At 62.6% G+C, this 15496-nt stretch carries 14 protein-coding genes; 8 read left to right on the top strand and 6 right to left on the bottom strand.

Features of this window, described 5'->3' with window-relative positions; translation table 11 throughout:
* Nucleotides 1-4 precede the first annotated feature (4 nt).
* Nucleotides 5-736: an ABC transporter substrate-binding protein gene (locus tag LDZ23_RS18970; RefSeq protein WP_008353061.1), complete on the bottom strand. Its 732-nt coding sequence runs from the start codon at nucleotides 734-736 to the stop codon at nucleotides 5-7.
* A gap of 88 nt (nucleotides 737-824) precedes the next feature.
* Between LDZ23_RS18970 and LDZ23_RS18965 the strand changes: the two genes are divergently transcribed.
* From LDZ23_RS18965 to LDZ23_RS18950, 4 genes are all read left to right on the top strand, one after another.
* On the top strand, nucleotides 825-1334 hold the full coding sequence (locus LDZ23_RS18965) for a cupin domain-containing protein (RefSeq protein ID WP_008353063.1): 510 nt from the start codon (nucleotides 825-827) through the stop codon (nucleotides 1332-1334).
* Nucleotides 1335-1395: 61 nt separating this feature from the next.
* Nucleotides 1396-2178, top strand: coding sequence for an IclR family transcriptional regulator (locus LDZ23_RS18960; protein ID WP_008353065.1), 783 nt, complete (start codon nucleotides 1396-1398; stop codon nucleotides 2176-2178).
* Between the two features lie 288 nt (nucleotides 2179-2466).
* Entirely contained in the window at nucleotides 2467-4146 is a 1680-nt protein-coding gene (locus LDZ23_RS18955) for an FAD-dependent oxidoreductase (RefSeq protein ID WP_008353066.1), read from the top strand.
* A gap of 8 nt (nucleotides 4147-4154) precedes the next feature.
* The gene (locus LDZ23_RS18950) at nucleotides 4155-4355 is read left to right on the top strand and encodes a DUF2783 domain-containing protein (RefSeq protein WP_033537076.1); all 201 of its coding nucleotides are present in this window, start codon (nucleotides 4155-4157) and stop codon (nucleotides 4353-4355) included.
* Here LDZ23_RS18950 and mobB read toward each other — a convergent pair.
* The gene (gene mobB, locus LDZ23_RS18945) at nucleotides 4352-4876 is read right to left on the bottom strand and encodes a molybdopterin-guanine dinucleotide biosynthesis protein B (RefSeq protein WP_008353068.1); all 525 of its coding nucleotides are present in this window, start codon (nucleotides 4874-4876) and stop codon (nucleotides 4352-4354) included. The genes LDZ23_RS18950 and mobB overlap by 4 nt on opposite strands.
* 169 nt (nucleotides 4877-5045) lie before the next feature.
* Between mobB and LDZ23_RS18940 the strand changes: the two genes are divergently transcribed.
* Entirely contained in the window at nucleotides 5046-7568 is a 2523-nt protein-coding gene (locus tag LDZ23_RS18940; RefSeq protein ID WP_008353069.1) for an adenosylcobalamin-dependent ribonucleoside-diphosphate reductase, read from the top strand.
* Nucleotides 7569-7613: 45 nt separating this feature from the next.
* Here the strand turns inward: LDZ23_RS18940 and LDZ23_RS18935 are convergent, their stop codons facing one another.
* The 4 genes from LDZ23_RS18935 to LDZ23_RS18920 all read right to left on the bottom strand — a co-directional run bounded on the left by LDZ23_RS18935 (nucleotide 7614) and on the right by LDZ23_RS18920 (nucleotide 9936).
* The gene (locus LDZ23_RS18935; protein WP_167561850.1) at nucleotides 7614-7763 is read right to left on the bottom strand and encodes a hypothetical protein; all 150 of its coding nucleotides are present in this window, start codon (nucleotides 7761-7763) and stop codon (nucleotides 7614-7616) included.
* Nucleotides 7764-7796: 33 nt separating this feature from the next.
* Nucleotides 7797-8168, bottom strand: coding sequence for a DUF4148 domain-containing protein (locus tag LDZ23_RS18930; RefSeq protein ID WP_008353071.1), 372 nt, complete (start codon nucleotides 8166-8168; stop codon nucleotides 7797-7799).
* A gap of 188 nt (nucleotides 8169-8356) precedes the next feature.
* Nucleotides 8357-8887, bottom strand: a complete 531-nt coding sequence (locus tag LDZ23_RS18925; RefSeq protein ID WP_008353072.1) for a GNAT family N-acetyltransferase — start codon at nucleotides 8885-8887, stop codon at nucleotides 8357-8359.
* A gap of 38 nt (nucleotides 8888-8925) precedes the next feature.
* Entirely contained in the window at nucleotides 8926-9936 is a 1011-nt protein-coding gene (locus tag LDZ23_RS18920) for a LysR family transcriptional regulator (protein WP_008353073.1), read from the bottom strand.
* 217 nt (nucleotides 9937-10153) lie between these two features.
* Between LDZ23_RS18920 and LDZ23_RS18915 the strand changes: the two genes are divergently transcribed.
* The 3 genes from LDZ23_RS18915 (at nucleotide 10154) to LDZ23_RS18905 (ending at nucleotide 15493) form a co-directional block, all read left to right on the top strand.
* Nucleotides 10154-10972, top strand: coding sequence for an alpha/beta hydrolase (locus LDZ23_RS18915; RefSeq protein ID WP_008353075.1), 819 nt, complete (start codon nucleotides 10154-10156; stop codon nucleotides 10970-10972).
* Between the two features lie 92 nt (nucleotides 10973-11064).
* Nucleotides 11065-12261, top strand: a complete 1197-nt coding sequence (locus LDZ23_RS18910; RefSeq protein ID WP_008353077.1) for an efflux RND transporter periplasmic adaptor subunit — start codon at nucleotides 11065-11067, stop codon at nucleotides 12259-12261.
* A gap of 31 nt (nucleotides 12262-12292) precedes the next feature.
* Entirely contained in the window at nucleotides 12293-15493 is a 3201-nt protein-coding gene (locus LDZ23_RS18905) for an efflux RND transporter permease subunit (RefSeq protein WP_008353078.1), read from the top strand.
* Nucleotides 15494-15496: the final 3 nt, after the last annotated feature.

Below are 15496 nucleotides of genomic sequence, written 5' to 3'. Positions count from 1 at the left end.
GCGATTACGCTGCCGGGGCAACCGATGCCCCCTTGATACCGTGCCGTGCAAGCGCAGCGGCGACGAAGCCCGAGCGCTTCACATCCTCCACGAAGTCGCGCAGATAAAGCGCGGCTTCGTCGCCGCGGCGCTTCGGCAAGCCCATCGCCTGCTGGATCACCATGAAGCGTCCGTCGAGCAGGCGCAGTCCGGGCGTGCGTGACGCGTCGGCTTCGAGTTGCTGCTTCACGCCCGCGGCGACTTCGAGGCCGTCACGCAGGAAGGCTTCGACGACGGCCTGCGACGACGCCGTGCGTACGATCTGCGCATGCTTGATCTCGCGCGTGAGAAAGAGGTCATACGCGCTGCCCTTGCCGACCATGATGCGATTGCCTTCGCGATCCACATCTTCATTGCGCGTGAGCGGCGATGCCTCGCGCACGAGATAACAGCCTTCGATCAGCACGTACGGCGCGGTGAAGGCGATGCCCGCACCGCGCAGCGGATCGATCGCGAAGAAGCCGACGTCCGCGCTTTCGTTCGTGACGGCTTCGACCGATTCGGCGGCCCGGTCGAACGACGTGAAAGCGACAGGCACGCCGAGCCGCGACGCCAGCTCGCGCGCGATGTCCACCGATACGCCGCCCGGCTCGCCGCTGTCGGTGCGATGCGCGAGGATCGGATTGCCGAGATTGATCGACGCGCGCAGCGTGCCGGTCGGCGCGAAAGCGTTGAGCAAGGAAGAAGAAAGAGTCATGGTGTTGGTCGATGAGTTGAAGAGCATGGCGATACGAGCAATCCGATGCAGAATACGCGAACCGCAACCGCTCTGCCAAAGGAACGACATGCAACGCGAACGCATCGACAGCAGCGAAATCATTCGGCGTCTGAAGCTCGAGCCGCATCCCGAAGGCGGCTTCTTTCGCGAGACGTATCGCGCGAGCGGCAACGTCGTGCGCGAGGACGAACGCGAAACGCGTTCGGCGTCCACCGCGATCTACTTTTTGCTTTGCGATGGCGCGCATTCGGCATGGCATCGCATTCGCTCCGATGAAGTCTGGCACTTCTACGCAGGCGATCCGATCGACGTGCATGTGCTCAAAGCGAACGGAACGCTAGTCACGCATCGGCTCGGCAATGCGCTCGATCGTGCCGATGCCGTGTTTCAGACCGTCGTCGAAGCGGGCGACTGGTTCGCGGCGGAATGTCACGATAGAGAAGGCGTATCGCTCGTCGGCTGCACGGTGGCGCCGGGTTTCGAGTTCAGCGAGTTCGAACTGGCCGTGCCGGGCACGCTGGAGGCGCGCTATCCGCAACATCGCGAATTGATACAGCGCCTGAACCCCGAAGTATGACGATACGCACGCGAGTGCGGTTATCATCGCGCGCATCGTGGACAACAACACAAGGTCAGGCATGAGCGCAGTGCGCCGCGGGATTCAATCGATCGAAGTAGGCGGAGCGCTTTTGCGCGCGCTCGTGGACCACGGCGGCCCGATGCTGCTCGGCGATCTTGCGAAGAAAGCCGGCATGCCGTCGGCGAAGGCGCATCCTTATCTCGTGTCTTACGGCAATCTCGGCCTGATTCAGCAGGATCCCGCGACGGGCCGCTATGAACTCGGGCCGTTCGCGCTGCAAATGGGTCTGATCAGTCTGCAGCGCGTCGATCCGGTGCGCCTCGCGATTGCGGAAGTAGCGAACGTGACGCCCCGCATCGAGCATACGGTCGCGCTCGCGACTGCGGGCAGCTATGGACCGACCATCGTTCACATCCAGCAGGCGAGCGTGCCCATCCACGTCACGATGCGTACGGGCACGGTGATGTCGTTGCTGCAGACGGCGACGGGCCGCGCATTCGCGGCTTATCTGCCGCCGATGACCGTCGATGCGCTCGTCGCCATCGAGCGTGCGGGCGCGTTGCAGGTCGGCGCGCAACGGCGCGACTACACGCGTGCGCAAACCGACGCGATGCTCGCCGAAGTGCGCGAGCACGGCATCGCGCGGGCGATCGACGAGCCCGTCGCGGGCATCAGCGCGATGAGCGCGCCGGTCTTCGATCACACGCGCAATATCGTGCTCGCGATCACGGCGATCGGCCCGAGCGGATCGTTCGACGGCGCGTGGAACGGCGACATCGCGACGGCGCTGCACGCGTGCGCGCAGCGCGTATCGAAGATGCTCGGCTTCGTCGCAGTCTGATCGAAGTCGCGCGATCAAACGGGGCGCCAGTGCCCCGGCATTCACTTTTCATCCTCTGAAGTCCATATGGGCTTTGCTGCGTTTGCACGCCGCATTCCCGTGAACGGGCGTACCTTGAAGAAACCGTAAGCGGATGCAAGCGCTCGTCCGTGGCATTCGGGTAAACCTAAATTCAACAATGTAAAACGGCTTGTACAATGATGAACAACTAACCGAAAGCGAAGCGATTCGCGCCCGAGCCGACCTAGTCCTGTCAGACGAAAGCGACTCGACGATGGAGACGACCGAATGTCCGTGAACTACGCCTCTCTGCGCTTCGAATATGAACGCGCGCCCGATCACGATGCGCCCGCGTCGTCGCCTTATCCCGTTGCGATAGTCGGCGCAGGTCCGGTCGGACTGGCCACGGCCATCGATCTCGCGCAGCAGGGCGTGCGTACCGTGCTGCTCGATAACGACGACACCGTGTCGAGCGGCTCGCGCGCGATCTGCTTCGCCAAGCGCACGCTGGAAATCTTCGATCGTCTGGGCTGCGGCGACAGGATGATCGAGAAGGGCGTGAGCTGGAATGTCGGCAAGGTATTTCTGCAGGATGAGCTTGTCTACACGTTCAATCTTCTGCCGGAAACCGGCCATTCGCGACCCGCGTTCATCAACTTGCAGCAGTACTACGTCGAAGGCTTTCTCGCCGAACGCGCGATGCAACTGGAGCCATTGCAACTGCGCTGGAAGAGCAACGTGACCGGCGTGACGCAGCACGAGGATCACGTCGAACTGCAAGTCGAAACGCCGGATGGCGCGTATCCGCTCAAGGCGCGCTACGTGGTGGCCGCCGATGGTTCTCGCAGCGCGATGCGCAAGCTTCTCGGTCTGGACAGCCACGGCCGCACGTTCAAGGACCGCTTCCTGATCGCCGACGTGAAGATGAAGGCGCCGTTCCCGACCGAACGCTGGTTCTGGTTCGATCCGCCGTTCCATCGCAATCAGTCGGTGCTGCTGCATCGTCAGCCGGACAATGTATGGCGCATCGATTTTCAGCTCGGCTGGGACGCGGACCCGGTCGCGGAAAAAGAGCCCGAGCGTGTGATTCCGCGCGTGAAGGCGTTGCTTGGCGAAGACGCCGAATTCGAACTCGAATGGGTGAGCGTCTACACGTTCTCCTGTTTGCGTATGGACGACTTCAGGCACGGACGCATCATCTTCGCGGGCGATTCCGCGCATGGCGTGTCGCCGTTCGGTGCGCGCGGAGCGAACAGCGGCGTGCAGGATGCGGACAATCTCGCTTGGAAACTGAAGCTGGTCGTGAACGGCGATGCGCCGCATACGCTGCTCGAAACCTACGCATCCGAGCGCGAATACGCCGCCGACGAAAACATCCTCAACTCGACGCGCGCCACCGACTTCATCACGCCGAAGAGCGCCGTTTCGAGGCTCTTTCGCGATGCGACGCTCAATCTCGCGAGGGACTGCGCGTTCGCAAGACGCATGGCGAACAGTGGACGGCTCTCGGTGCCCGCGGTGCTGCGCGACTCGACACTCAATACGCCCGACAAGGAAGGCGACGCCTTCAATTGCGCGATGATTCCCGGCGCCCCGTGCGTCGATGCGCCCGTGCGCGTCGATGACCGCGACGCATGGCTGTTGCCGCAGACGCACGGCAGCGCATTCACGGGCATCTATTTCTGCGGGCTCGGACACGGCCCGGAAGTCTGCGCGCAAAGCCTGGCTGCTTTGTCGAACGGGCGGCTTCCGGTTCATGCGCTCGTCGTCGTGCCTCGAGGCATGATGTGTACCGTGCCCGGCGTGACGGTCGTGGAAGATGTGGAAGGCATGGTCGCGCATCGCTTCGACGCGCGTCCCGGCACGTTCTATCTGCTGCGTCCCGATCAGCACGTATGCGCGCGCTGGCGTGCCTTCGATGCCGCATCGGTGACGGCTGCGGTCAAGCGTGCAACCTGCAACGGATGATGAATCGTATGAAGCTCAATCTCGAACTGAATATCGCCGATCACGATGCGTTCTACGAGCGCCTCATCGACACGCACAACGGCCTCTCCGACGAAGCCAGCCACATGCTCAACGCGAAGCTCGTGTTGCTGCTCGCGAATCACATCGGCGATAACGAAGTGTTGAAAGAAGCGCTCGCGATGGCGCGTCAGGGCCTCGCCGCGAACTAGTCGTTCAGCGCGATGCCCATGCGCTCGCAAATGAACGCGCCGATGCTCGCGATGTCGTTCAGATCGAGCTTCGGCAAGTTTGAATCGAGGGCGGCGGCATCATCGGTTGCGATTGCAACTATCTCCACATCGCTCTTGTAAAGCGGATCGCGGCCCGCCGAGGGCCGCACGACTTCGAGGCGCGGCATTGTTTCGCGCGCGAATCCTTCGACGATCACGAGGTCCGCGTCACTGAGTCGCGCGGCCAGTTCGCTCAGCGGCGGCTCTGCGTCGCCATTCAACTCGCGCACGATCGCATAGCGGTACGGCGATGCGATCAACACTTCTCCCGCGCCCGCGCGACGAAAGCGCGCACTGTCCTTGCCGGGCGGTTCGAGCTCGATCGAATGATGACTGTGCTTGATGACGTTGACGGTGACGCCGCGTGCGCGCAGCCACGGCAGAAGCGCTTCGATCAACGTGGTCTTGCCTTGGCCCGAGCGGCCCGAGATGCCGAAGAGCGGCGGATGACGCGAGTTCATGCGAATGGTCGGCTGATTGTCCTGGTTTCGATCAAGCGAGTTTAACGGCTCGATGGCGAGCGGGGAGAAATCGCGCTATCGTCGGGCATTGCCTTTGCGGCGGAACGCGTCGGCGCATAGCGGGTTTCCGACCCCGACGCCTGCCGCCTCAGTGATTCAAGGAACCGACATGGCCGAAGACAATCCCAGCACCGCTATCGCACCGCAGCAGTTTTCCATCGACGTGATGCTCGAAAAATACGCCAAGGGCGACGAGACTCGCGTCGACGATATTTATCGCCGCGTGGCGCGCGGTGTCGCGCGGGCCGACCCTGAAGAAACGCGCGCGAAGATCGAAGCGGAGTTCGTCGATAACTTCAAGCGCGGCGCGCTAGGCGCGGGGCGCATCATGAGCGCGGCGGGCGCGGGCATCGATGCGACCCTCATCAACTGTTTCGTGCAGCCGGTCGGCGATGCGATACAGGGCGTCGATAGCAACGGCTTGCCGGGCATCTACGTCGCGCTGTTGCAAGCGGCCGAGACGATGCGTCGCGGCGGCGGCGTCGGCTATAACTTTTCCGCCATACGTCCGCGAGGCGCGCGCGTGCATTCAACCGGATCGGCGGCGTCAGGCCCATGCAGCTACATGGATGTATTCGATGCATCGTGCCGCACGGTCGAAAGCGCCGGCGCGCGGCGCGGTGCGCAAATGGGCATTCTCGACTGCACGCATCCCGATCTGCTCGAATTCATCGCGGCGAAGCACACGAAAGGACGCTGGAACAATTTCAACGTATCGATCGCGGTGACGGACGAGTTCATGCAGGCCGTCGCCGACGACGCGTCGTGGCAGCTCGTGCACAAGGCCGAGCCATCGCCCGCGCAACGCGCAGCCGCGGACATGCATCAGCGCGATGATGGCTTGTGGGTCTATCGCGAAGTGCAGGCGCGCGAAGTGTGGAACACGATCATGCGCTCGACCTACGATGTCGCGGAGCCGGGCGTCGTGTTCATGTCGCGCATGAACGATGACAACAACCTGCGCGCGATCGAGTCGATCCGCGCGACCAATCCATGCGGCGAGCAGCCGCTGCCCGCATACGGTTGCTGCAATCTCGGCCCGCTCAATCTCACGCGCTTCGTGCACGACCCGTTTGCGCAGATGCGTGGCGGCGCGCCGTCGTTCGACTGGGACGGCCTCGCGCACACGACGCGCACCCAAGTGCGTTTTCTCGACGACGTGCTCGACGTCACGCTCTGGCCGCTCGAAGAACAGGCGCGCGAAGCGGCGGCGAAGCGGCGCATCGGCGTGGGCTTTACGGGCCTCGGCGATACGCTCGTGATGCTCGGTTTGCGCTATGACGCGCAGGAAGGCCGCGATTTCGCTACGCGCGTCGCACGCACGATGCGCGACGAAGCATATCGCGCATCCGTCGAGCTCGCGAAGGAGCGCGGCAAGTTTCCGCTCTTCGATGCAAAGCATTATCTGCAAGAGGGCACATTCGCCTCGCGCTTGCCGGACGACATCAAGCGCGCGATTCGCGAGCACGGCATTCGCAACAGCCATCTGCTTTCGATCGCGCCGACAGGCACCGTGAGCCTCGCGTTCGCGGACAACGCATCGAATGGCATCGAGCCCGCGTTCTCGTGGACGTATCAGCGCACGAAGCGCATGGCCGACGGTTCGCGTCAGACCTTCGCTGTCGAAGATCACGCATACCGGCTGTATCGCGAGATGGGCGGCGATGTGAATGCGTTGCCCGACTACTTCGTGAGCGCGCTGGACATGTCCGCGCACGATCACATGGAAATGATGGCGGCGGTGCAGCCTTTCGTCGATACGTCGATCTCGAAGACCGTCAATGTGCCCGCCGATTATCCGTTCGACAAGTTTCAGGATCTCTATTTCGAAGCGTGGCGGCGCGGCTTGAAAGGGCTTGCAACGTATCGGCCCAACGAGACGCTGGGCGCGGTGCTGTCCGTCGCGCCTGCCGAAACGCCGAGCGATTCGCCGGACCCCGAGCTCGATCTCGATCCGTTGCGCATCGCGATCGATCATCGGCCCAAAGGAGAGCTGCCTGCGATCATCGAGAAGGTCGAGTATCTGACGCAGGCGGGCAAGAAGTCGCTCTATCTGGCGGTGTCGTTCATCGAAGTGACGGGGCGCATCGGCGGCGAGGACGTGACGATCGAACGGCCCATCGAGTTCTTCATTCCCACCGGGCAGCGCGACGAATCACAGCAATGGATCACGGCGACGATGCGTTCGATCTCGCTGGCCGCGCGCGGCGGCTTCGCGGCGCGCACGCTTCAGGACATGCGTAAAGTGTCGTGGGATCGCGGACAAGTGCGTCTCGGCGATGTCGAAAGGCTCGACGGACATCGCAGTCCGCGCTGGCACGATTCGGAAGTGGCCGCGCTAGCGTATGCGATCCAGCAGATTCTTCATCGACGCGGTTTTCTCGATGCAGAAGGCAACCAGGTACCGTCGCGCGTGCTTGCGCGCAAGGGCGCCGATCGCGCGCCGCATCCGGTAGCTGTAGCCGATGAACGCGATGACATATCCGAAGGTGCCGCGCAAGGCGAAATCGATCCACATAGCCTGCCCCTGATGCACGGCCGTAAATGTGCGACATGCGGCGCCAATGCAGTGATCCGCAAGGACGGCTGCGACTTCTGCACGGCATGCGGCGAAATCGGCGCGTGCGGTTGAGTTGAAAAAAAGGCGCGGGCATTCGTCCGCGCCTTCCTGTCACGCTCAATGCGAGCGTTCAGTGCTCTCCTGCTTCGTATCTTGTGCAACGCCCGGTTCATGCGCGCTGTGCTGCGTGAACGGATGCCACACCGGCGTGAGCGTTGGCAGTTCGTCGAGAAGCGAGAACTGATCGAGCGACGTGTTTTCGAACATGATGACCTCTTGATTCTTTTGCCGATCGCGCAATCAACGCGCGATCACGTTGCCTTGCGTCGCCGAGCCATTGGCGTATTCGACGATCCCGCGATTGCGCGCTTCCGCTTGCGCCGCATCGCGTGCGCGTTGATCGCTTTGCGCGGCGATGGCATCGCCCCACATGCTGCGATCCGGATACGTGTTGCGATTCAATGCCGGCAACGAGCCGTTCGAGTACGCGGCCGCGAGTTCGGCACGCACTTGCGCTCGTGTCTTGGGCGTATCGCTCGCATTGGCCTGAGTTTGCGTCTGAACCTGATACGTGCCTGCGTGGCCGATGCCCTGGCCGCTCTCCGCGAAAGCGGTCGTCGTGACGACGGCGGAGATGGCTGCGAGAGAAAACCCCGTGATGAGTTGTTTCATGCTTGCGACTCCTTTCATTCCGATGCAGCGTGCGGGCAAATGCGGATTGCATTCGGCGTTGAGCGTGCTGCGTTGGGATTGAATGTAGCCGCGCGATACCGGCGGATAAATGCCGTATCAGCGAATAGATTTATCGATTTCGGCGAATAATCGCGCAGAGGCTTGATGCGTGGGCGTTTGCAGGCGCGCTAGGCAAGCTGCTTATGGAAGAACGTAGTCCCGCAGAGCGTGCCGTCGGGCATCAAGGCGTAGTTCGGCACGACGCCGACACGCTGCCATCCGGCGCGTTGGTAGAGACGTTCTGCATCGCCGCCGGTGACGGTATCGAGCACGAGAACGGACTTGCCGGCTGCACGCGCGGCATCGTCGGCGGCGCTCATCAGATGCTGTGCAATGCCACGGCGTCGCGCGCGGCGCGCGACGAGCATCTTCGCGATATCGGCGCGATGCGGCTGATTTTCCGGCTGATCGATGACGACCTGCACCGTGCCGAGCACATGCCCGTCCGCGCTCTCTGCAACGAGCAGGATGCGTTCGTTGCGCACGACGCCATTGGCGACGCGCGTCCAGAATTCGACGGCGGTCGCGCGCGAAATAGGCAACATGAAACTGACCGACGCACCGCCTTCGACGCAATCGATGAGCACGTCCGCCAGCGCTTCGATATACCGCGTGACTTCATTCGCGCCGAGGCGGCGCACGGTAATCTCATTGTTCATGATTTGTTTTCCGTGGCCGCCTCTCGGCAGATGCTTAGCTATGCAACTATGTCCTCGGTGCCCGCGACTTCCGGCGTGCCATGCCGCACGATGGTCGGCGACGGCGTGCTCGTCGGCAGGCAGCGTTCCTCTGCATCCTTCTGACCTTGCAGCAACGGGCAGCGCTCGAACAACTCCGCGGCCCAGTCGACGAACACGCGCACCTTCGGCGACAGATGCCGGTTATGCGGATACACCGCGGAAATAGGCATCGGCAGCGGATTCCATTGCGGCAGCACTTCGATGAGCTCGCCCGCGCGCAGATGCGGCAGCGCCATGAAGCGCGGCACCTGGATGATGCCGACGCCCTTCAGGCCGCAGCTCAAATACGCTTCGGCGTCGTTCACCGCGATCATGCCGCGCATCTTCACTTCGATGGTTTCATCGTCGACGACGAAATCCATGTCCATGATGCGGCCCGTGCGGCTCGAAAAATAATTCACCGCCGTGTGATTCTGCAAATCGTCGATGGTTTTCGGCGTGCCGTTGCGTTCCAGATATTGGGGCGCGGCCACCGTCACGCCCTGAAACACGCCGATGCGGCGCGCGACGAGACTCGAATCCTGCAGCGTGCCCACGCGAATCACGCAATCGACGCCTTCCTGAATCAGATCGACCGGCTTGTCGCCGAAGCCCATCATCAGTTCGACTTCCGGATAGCGCGTGTGGAAATCGCATAGCTGCGGCATCACGATGAGCCGCCCGATCGCGCCGGGCATGTCCACGCGCAACTTGCCGTGCGGGCCTTTCCCGTTGTTCGAAAACGAGCCTTCCGCTTCTTCGATGTCCGCGAGGATGCGTACGCAGCGCTCGTAATACGCTGCGCCGTCCGGCGTGAGATTGAGCCTGCGCGTCGTGCGCTGAAGCAGCCGCACGTTCAGATGCGCTTCCAGATTCTGGATGATCGTCGTGACCGAGGCGCGCGGCAGATTGAGCGTGTCCGCTGCGCGGGAAAAGCTGTTGGTGTCGACGACGCGAGTGAAGACCTGCATTGCCTGAAGCCGATCCATGTTCTCTCACCTTCTTTACTTAGCGATGCAACTATTTAAGCGCGCGCTAAAGAATGACGGAAGAACAATCGCGAGGGATAACCACGATTGTTCGGTGCGACCGAATTGTGTTGCCGGATTATAGGCATTTATTAAAAAAGGCGCGGCCTCCAGAATTCGCAGCATCGCAACTTATGCGTGAAGGCCTTGCAGCATGGGCCTCGCACCGAGAATAACCATGGCAACACTGTTGGATCTGGAGTCGAGTCCGCGCTTGTGCATCGAAGATGTGCACATCACGGGACACGCGCAGCCGATCACGCTGCGCAGCTATCGTCCCGCATCGGACGGCACGATCCTGCCCATCGTTCTTTACTTCCACGGCGGCGGATTCATTCGCGGCGGACTCGACGACGCGGATATCGCAGCAGCGACGATCGCGCGCGATACGCCCGCGTGGGTCGTGTCTGTCGGCTATTCGCTCGCGCCGAAGTTTCCGTTTCCCGCCGCGCCCGAAGACGGCTATCGCGCCGCGCAATGGGCCGTCGCGCATGCGCGTTCGCAGCGCGCGGACCCGCAGCGCATCGGCGTCGTGGGCCATGACGCGGGCGGCAATCTCGCGACCTGCGTCGCGGCCATCGCGCGCGATCGCGGCGATATTCGCATGTCCGCGCAAGCGCTGCTCGCGCCGTTGCTCGACCCGAGCATGACGCGCCTCGCCGACGAACGCAAAGTGCTGTGCCCCGATTTCGAAGCATGCGAATGCGCGCAGTGGTATCGCGCGTATCTGCCGAATCCGTCGCAACGTCTGCATCCGTACGCCGCGCCGCTCGAATCGCGACGTCTCGGCGGATTGCCGCCCGCGATGATCGCGAGCGCCGAGCACGATCTGCTGCATATCGAGGCCGAGAAATACGCGGGCGAATTGATCGCAGCGGGTGTGCCGACCGAAGTCACGCGTCATTGCAAGACCTCGCATCAGGCGCTCGCCGCGCATCCCGAAGCGCTCGCGGATGTCGTCGCGTTCTTCAGGAAGCGCCTCGCACGCGCGAAGTAAGCGCGAAGTAAGCGCGAAAGATAACCGCAAGATTCGGCACGCCAGCCACGCATCACACAACAACAATCTCAACGCTAACCGGAGCCTTCACCATGTCATTCACTCGCAAACGCATCTACGCCGCGCTAGGCGCGGTGCTGATCGTCGCCGGCGCGGGCGGTTATACCGCCTTGCGCGGCCACGGCGATTCGGCGATCAACGAAGCCAAAGCCGCCGCGCACAGCCCGACTGCAACGGAAGTGGACGTCGCAGCGGTCGTGTCGAAGACCATCACCGACTGGCAAAGCTATTCGGGCAGGCTCGAAGCGGTCGATCACGTCGACATTCGTCCGCTCGTTCCCGGCACGATCGTCGCGGTGCATTTCAAGGACGGCCAGCTCGTGAAGAAGGGCGATGCGCTCTTTACGATCGATCCGCGTCCTTACGAAGCCGAAGTGGACCGCGCTCAGGCGCAGCTCGCGGCGGCGCAGGCGCGCAATGGTTATACGTCGACGGATGCAGCGCGCGCCGAACGCCTGCTCGCCGACAACGCGATCGCCAAGCGCGACTACGACGAGAAACAGAACGCTGCGCGCGAGGCCGTCGCCAACCTGAAGGCCGCGCAGGCTGCGCTCGAAGCCGCGAAGATCAATCTCGCGTACACGCATATCGTCGCGCCGGTGTCGGGCCGCGTGTCGCGCGCGGAACTTACTGTGGGCAACATCGTGTCGACGGGGGCGAATGCGCCTTTGCTCACGACGCTTGTTTCCGTATCGCCGATCTACGCATCCTTCGATGTCGATGAACAAACGTATCTGCGCTATCTCGGCCGCGATGCGGGCAGCACGGTGCCGGTGTCGCTCGGTCTCGCGAACGAAGATGGCTATTCGCGCGATGGCGTCGTCGATTCCGTCGATAACCGGCTCGATACGACGTCCGGCACCATCCGCGTGCGTGCGCGCTTCAACAATCCCGACGGCACGCTCGTGCCCGGGCTCTATGCACGCGTGAAGGTCGGCGGCGGCTCGCCGCATCCGGCCGTGCTCGTGGAAGACGAAGCGATCGGCACCGATCAGGACAAGAAGTACGTGATGGTCGTCGACAAGGACAACCGCGTGCAGTATCGCGAAGTCACGCTGGGTCAGACGCATGAAGGCCTGCGCGTGATCTCGAAGGGTTTGCAGCCGGGCGAGCGCATCGTCGTCAACGGCCTGCAGCGCGTGCGTCCCAACGATGTGATCAAGGCCAACAACGTCGCGATGAATGACGACGACAAAGCGCCCGCCGTGAAGACGGCATCCGCACAGTGATGCGCGTCATCCGCAACAGACAGAACTCGTCATGAACATATCCAAATTTTTCATCGATCGCCCGATCTTTGCGGGCGTGCTATCGGTGGTCGTGCTGCTGGCGGGCGTCATCGCGATGTTCAAGCTGCCGATCTCCGAATATCCGGAAGTCGTGCCGCCTTCGGTCGTCGTGCATGCGCAGTACCCCGGCGCAAACCCGAAGGTGATCGCGGAGACCGTGGCCTCGCCGCTCGAAGAGCAGATCAACGGCGTCGAGGACATGCTCTACATGCAGTCGCAAGCGAACAGCGACGGCAATCTCACGACGACCGTAACGTTCAAGCTCGGCACCGATCCGGACAAGAACACGCAGCTCGTGCAGAACCGCGTGAACCAGGCATTGCCGCGTCTGCCGCAGGACGTGCAGCGTCTCGGCGTGACGACGATCAAATCGTCGCCGACGCTGACGATGGTCGTTCACCTCAATTCGCCCAACGGCCGTTACGACATGACGTATCTGCGCAATTACGCGCTGATCAACGTGAAGGACCGGCTCGAACGCATCGCGGGCGTGGGCGAAGTGCAGCTGTGGGGCTCGGGCGATTACTCGATGCGCGTGTGGCTCGATCCGCAAAAGGTCGCGCAGCGCGGCATGACCGCGACCGATGTCGTCAACGCGATCCGCGAGCAGAACGTGCAGGTCGCGGCGGGCGTGATCGGCGGATCGCCGACGCTGCCGAACGTGCCGCTGCAACTGAACGTGAATGCGCGCGGCCGCTTGCAGAACGAGTCGGAGTTTCGCGACATCGTGCTGAAGACGTCGCCCGATGGCGCGGTCACGCATCTCTCCGATGTCGCGCGCGTCGAGCTGGCTGCATCGGAATATGGTCTGCGTTCGTTGCTCGACAACAAGTCGGCAGTTGCAATCGCAATCAATCAGCAACCGGGCGCGAACTCGCTGCAGATTTCCGACGAAGTCCGCAAGACGATGAAGGAACTGAAGGCGGACATGCCCGCGGGTCTCGAATACGAGATCGTCTATGACCCGACACAGTTCGTGCGCTCCAGTATCGAAGCCGTGATTCATACGCTCGCTGAAGCGATCGCGCTGGTGGTGCTCGTCGTGATCGTGTTCCTGCAAACGTGGCGCGCGTCGATCATCCCGCTGCTCGCGGTGCCGGTGTCGATCGTCGGCACATTCTCGCTGCTGCTTGCATTCGGATTCTCGATCAACGCGTTGTCATTGTTCGGGATGGTGCTTGCGATCGGTATCGTCGTCGACGATGCGATCGTGGTCGTCGAGAACGTCGAGCGCAACATCGAAGCGGGGTTATCGGCGAGAGAAGCGACGTATCAGGCGATGCGCGAAGTGAGCGGGCCGATCATCGCGATTGCATTGACGCTCGTTGCCGTGTTCGTGCCGCTCGCGTTCATGTCGGGTCTCACGGGCCAGTTCTACAAGCAGTTCGCGATGACCATCGCCATCTCGACGGTGATCTCGGCCTTCAACTCGCTGACGCTGTCGCCGGCGCTCGCCGCGCTGCTGCTGAAAGGCCACGACGAGCCGAAGGACTGGCTCACGCGAGGCATGGACCGCGTGTTCGGCGGCTTCTTCCGCGGCTTCAACAAGGTCTTTCATCGCGGTTCGGATGCGTACGGCAAGGGCGTGAAGAGCGTCATCAACCGCAAGGCATTGATGATGGTCGTGTATGCCGTTCTGCTCGGCGGCGCGGTGCTGATGGGCAAGATCGTGCCGGGCGGCTTCGTGCCCGCACAGGACAAGGAGTACCTCATCAGCTTCGCGCAGTTGCCGAACGGCGCATCGCTCGATCGCACGGAAGGCGTGATCCGTCAGATGTCGGATATCGCGCTGAAGCAGCCGGGCGTGGAAAGCGCGGTGGAGTTTCCGGGCTTGTCGGTGAATGGCTTCACGAACTCGTCGAGCGCGGGCATCGTGTTCGTCACGCTGAAGCCCTTCAAGGAGCGCGTGCATGACAAGGCGCTGTCCGCAGGCGCGATTGCCGGCGCGCTGAATCAGAAGTACGCGGGCATCAAGGGCTCGTTCATCGCCGTGTTCCCGCCGCCGCCGGTGCTCGGTCTCGGCACGCTCGGCGGCTTCAAGATGCAGCTCGAGGATCGCGGCGCGCTCGGCTATGCGGCACTCGCCGATGCGACCCAGGCGTTCATCAAGCGCGCATCGCAAACGCCCGAGCTTGGACCGACGTTCTCGAGCTATCAGATCAACGTGCCGCAATTGAACGTCGATCTGGATCGCGTGAAGGCGAAGCAGCTGGGCGTCTCGGTGACGGACGTCTTCGACACGATGCAGGTGTATCTCGGCTCGCTCTACGTGAACGACTTCAATCGCTTCGGACGCGTGTATCAGGTGCGCGTGCAGGCGGATGCGCCGTTCCGCGCGAATCCGGAAGACATCGGCTTGCTGAAGACGCGTAACGCGAATGGCGACATGGTGCCCTTGTCGTCGCTCGTGAAGGTGACGCCGACGTATGGTCCGGAGATGGTCGTGCGCTACAACGGCTATACCGCCGCCGATATCAACGGCGGTCCTGCGCCCGGCTATTCATCGGGCCAGGCGCAGGCGGCGGCGGAACGCATCGCGGCCGAAGTGCTGCCGCGCGGGATCAAGTTCGAATGGACCGATCTCACGTATCAGCAGATCCTCGCGGGCAACGCTGCGCTGTGGGTCTTCCCGATCAGCGTGCTGCTCGTGTTCCTCGTGCTCGCCGCGTTGTATGAAAGCCTGACGCTGCCGCTCGCGGTCATTCTGATCGTGCCGATGAGTATTTTGTCCGCGCTGGTCGGCGTATGGCTCACCGATGGCGACAACAACATCTTCACGCAGATCGGTTTGATGGTGCTCGTGGGCTTGTCGGCGAAGAACGCGATTCTGATCGTCGAGTTCGCACGCGAACTGGAGATGCAAGGCCGCACGATCGTGCAGGCCGCGATAGAAGCGAGCCGCCTGCGTTTGCGCCCGATTCTGATGACGTCCATCGCGTTCATCATGGGTGTGGTGCCGCTCGTGCTGTCGACGGGCGCGGGTTCGGAAATGCGTCATGCAATGGGCGTGGCGGTGTTCTTCGGCATGTTGGGCGTGACGCTCTTCGGCCTGATGCTGACGCCGGTGTTCTACGTGATCCTGCGCAAGCTCTCGCGCACCGAGCACGTAACGGACAAGCACGGCACGCATCCGCAGATGCGCGGTATTGGTGCTTCGGTCGAAGCGCAGTGAGGT

This window comes from Caballeronia zhejiangensis, assembly GCF_022879815.1.
In the GTDB taxonomy this organism is placed as follows: Bacteria; Pseudomonadota; Gammaproteobacteria; order Burkholderiales; family Burkholderiaceae; genus Caballeronia; species Caballeronia zhejiangensis.
The sequence above is the reverse complement of the archived record's forward strand: the minus strand, read 5'-3'. Positions and strand labels throughout refer to the sequence as shown.

What these genes read in the sequence shown, in the direction of transcription:
- LDZ23_RS18970 (WP_008353061.1), bottom strand. Translation starts at nt 736, where the DNA reads ATGACTCTTTCTTCTTCCTTGCTCAACGCTTTCGCGCCGACCGGCACG.
- LDZ23_RS18965 (WP_008353063.1), top strand. Translation starts at nt 825, where the DNA reads ATGCAACGCGAACGCATCGACAGCAGCGAAATCATTCGGCGTCTGAAG.
- LDZ23_RS18960 (WP_008353065.1), top strand. Translation starts at nt 1,396, where the DNA reads ATGAGCGCAGTGCGCCGCGGGATTCAATCGATCGAAGTAGGCGGAGCG.
- LDZ23_RS18955 (WP_008353066.1), top strand. Translation starts at nt 2,467, where the DNA reads ATGTCCGTGAACTACGCCTCTCTGCGCTTCGAATATGAACGCGCGCCC.
- LDZ23_RS18950 (WP_033537076.1), top strand. Translation starts at nt 4,155, where the DNA reads ATGAAGCTCAATCTCGAACTGAATATCGCCGATCACGATGCGTTCTAC.
- mobB (WP_008353068.1), bottom strand. Translation starts at nt 4,876, where the DNA reads ATGAACTCGCGTCATCCGCCGCTCTTCGGCATCTCGGGCCGCTCGGGC.
- LDZ23_RS18940 (WP_008353069.1), top strand. Translation starts at nt 5,046, where the DNA reads ATGGCCGAAGACAATCCCAGCACCGCTATCGCACCGCAGCAGTTTTCC.
- LDZ23_RS18935 (WP_167561850.1), bottom strand. Translation starts at nt 7,763, where the DNA reads ATGTTCGAAAACACGTCGCTCGATCAGTTCTCGCTTCTCGACGAACTG.
- LDZ23_RS18930 (WP_008353071.1), bottom strand. Translation starts at nt 8,168, where the DNA reads ATGAAACAACTCATCACGGGGTTTTCTCTCGCAGCCATCTCCGCCGTC.
- LDZ23_RS18925 (WP_008353072.1), bottom strand. Translation starts at nt 8,887, where the DNA reads ATGAACAATGAGATTACCGTGCGCCGCCTCGGCGCGAATGAAGTCACG.
- LDZ23_RS18920 (WP_008353073.1), bottom strand. Translation starts at nt 9,936, where the DNA reads ATGGATCGGCTTCAGGCAATGCAGGTCTTCACTCGCGTCGTCGACACC.
- LDZ23_RS18915 (WP_008353075.1), top strand. Translation starts at nt 10,154, where the DNA reads ATGGCAACACTGTTGGATCTGGAGTCGAGTCCGCGCTTGTGCATCGAA.
- LDZ23_RS18910 (WP_008353077.1), top strand. Translation starts at nt 11,065, where the DNA reads ATGTCATTCACTCGCAAACGCATCTACGCCGCGCTAGGCGCGGTGCTG.
- LDZ23_RS18905 (WP_008353078.1), top strand. Translation starts at nt 12,293, where the DNA reads ATGAACATATCCAAATTTTTCATCGATCGCCCGATCTTTGCGGGCGTG.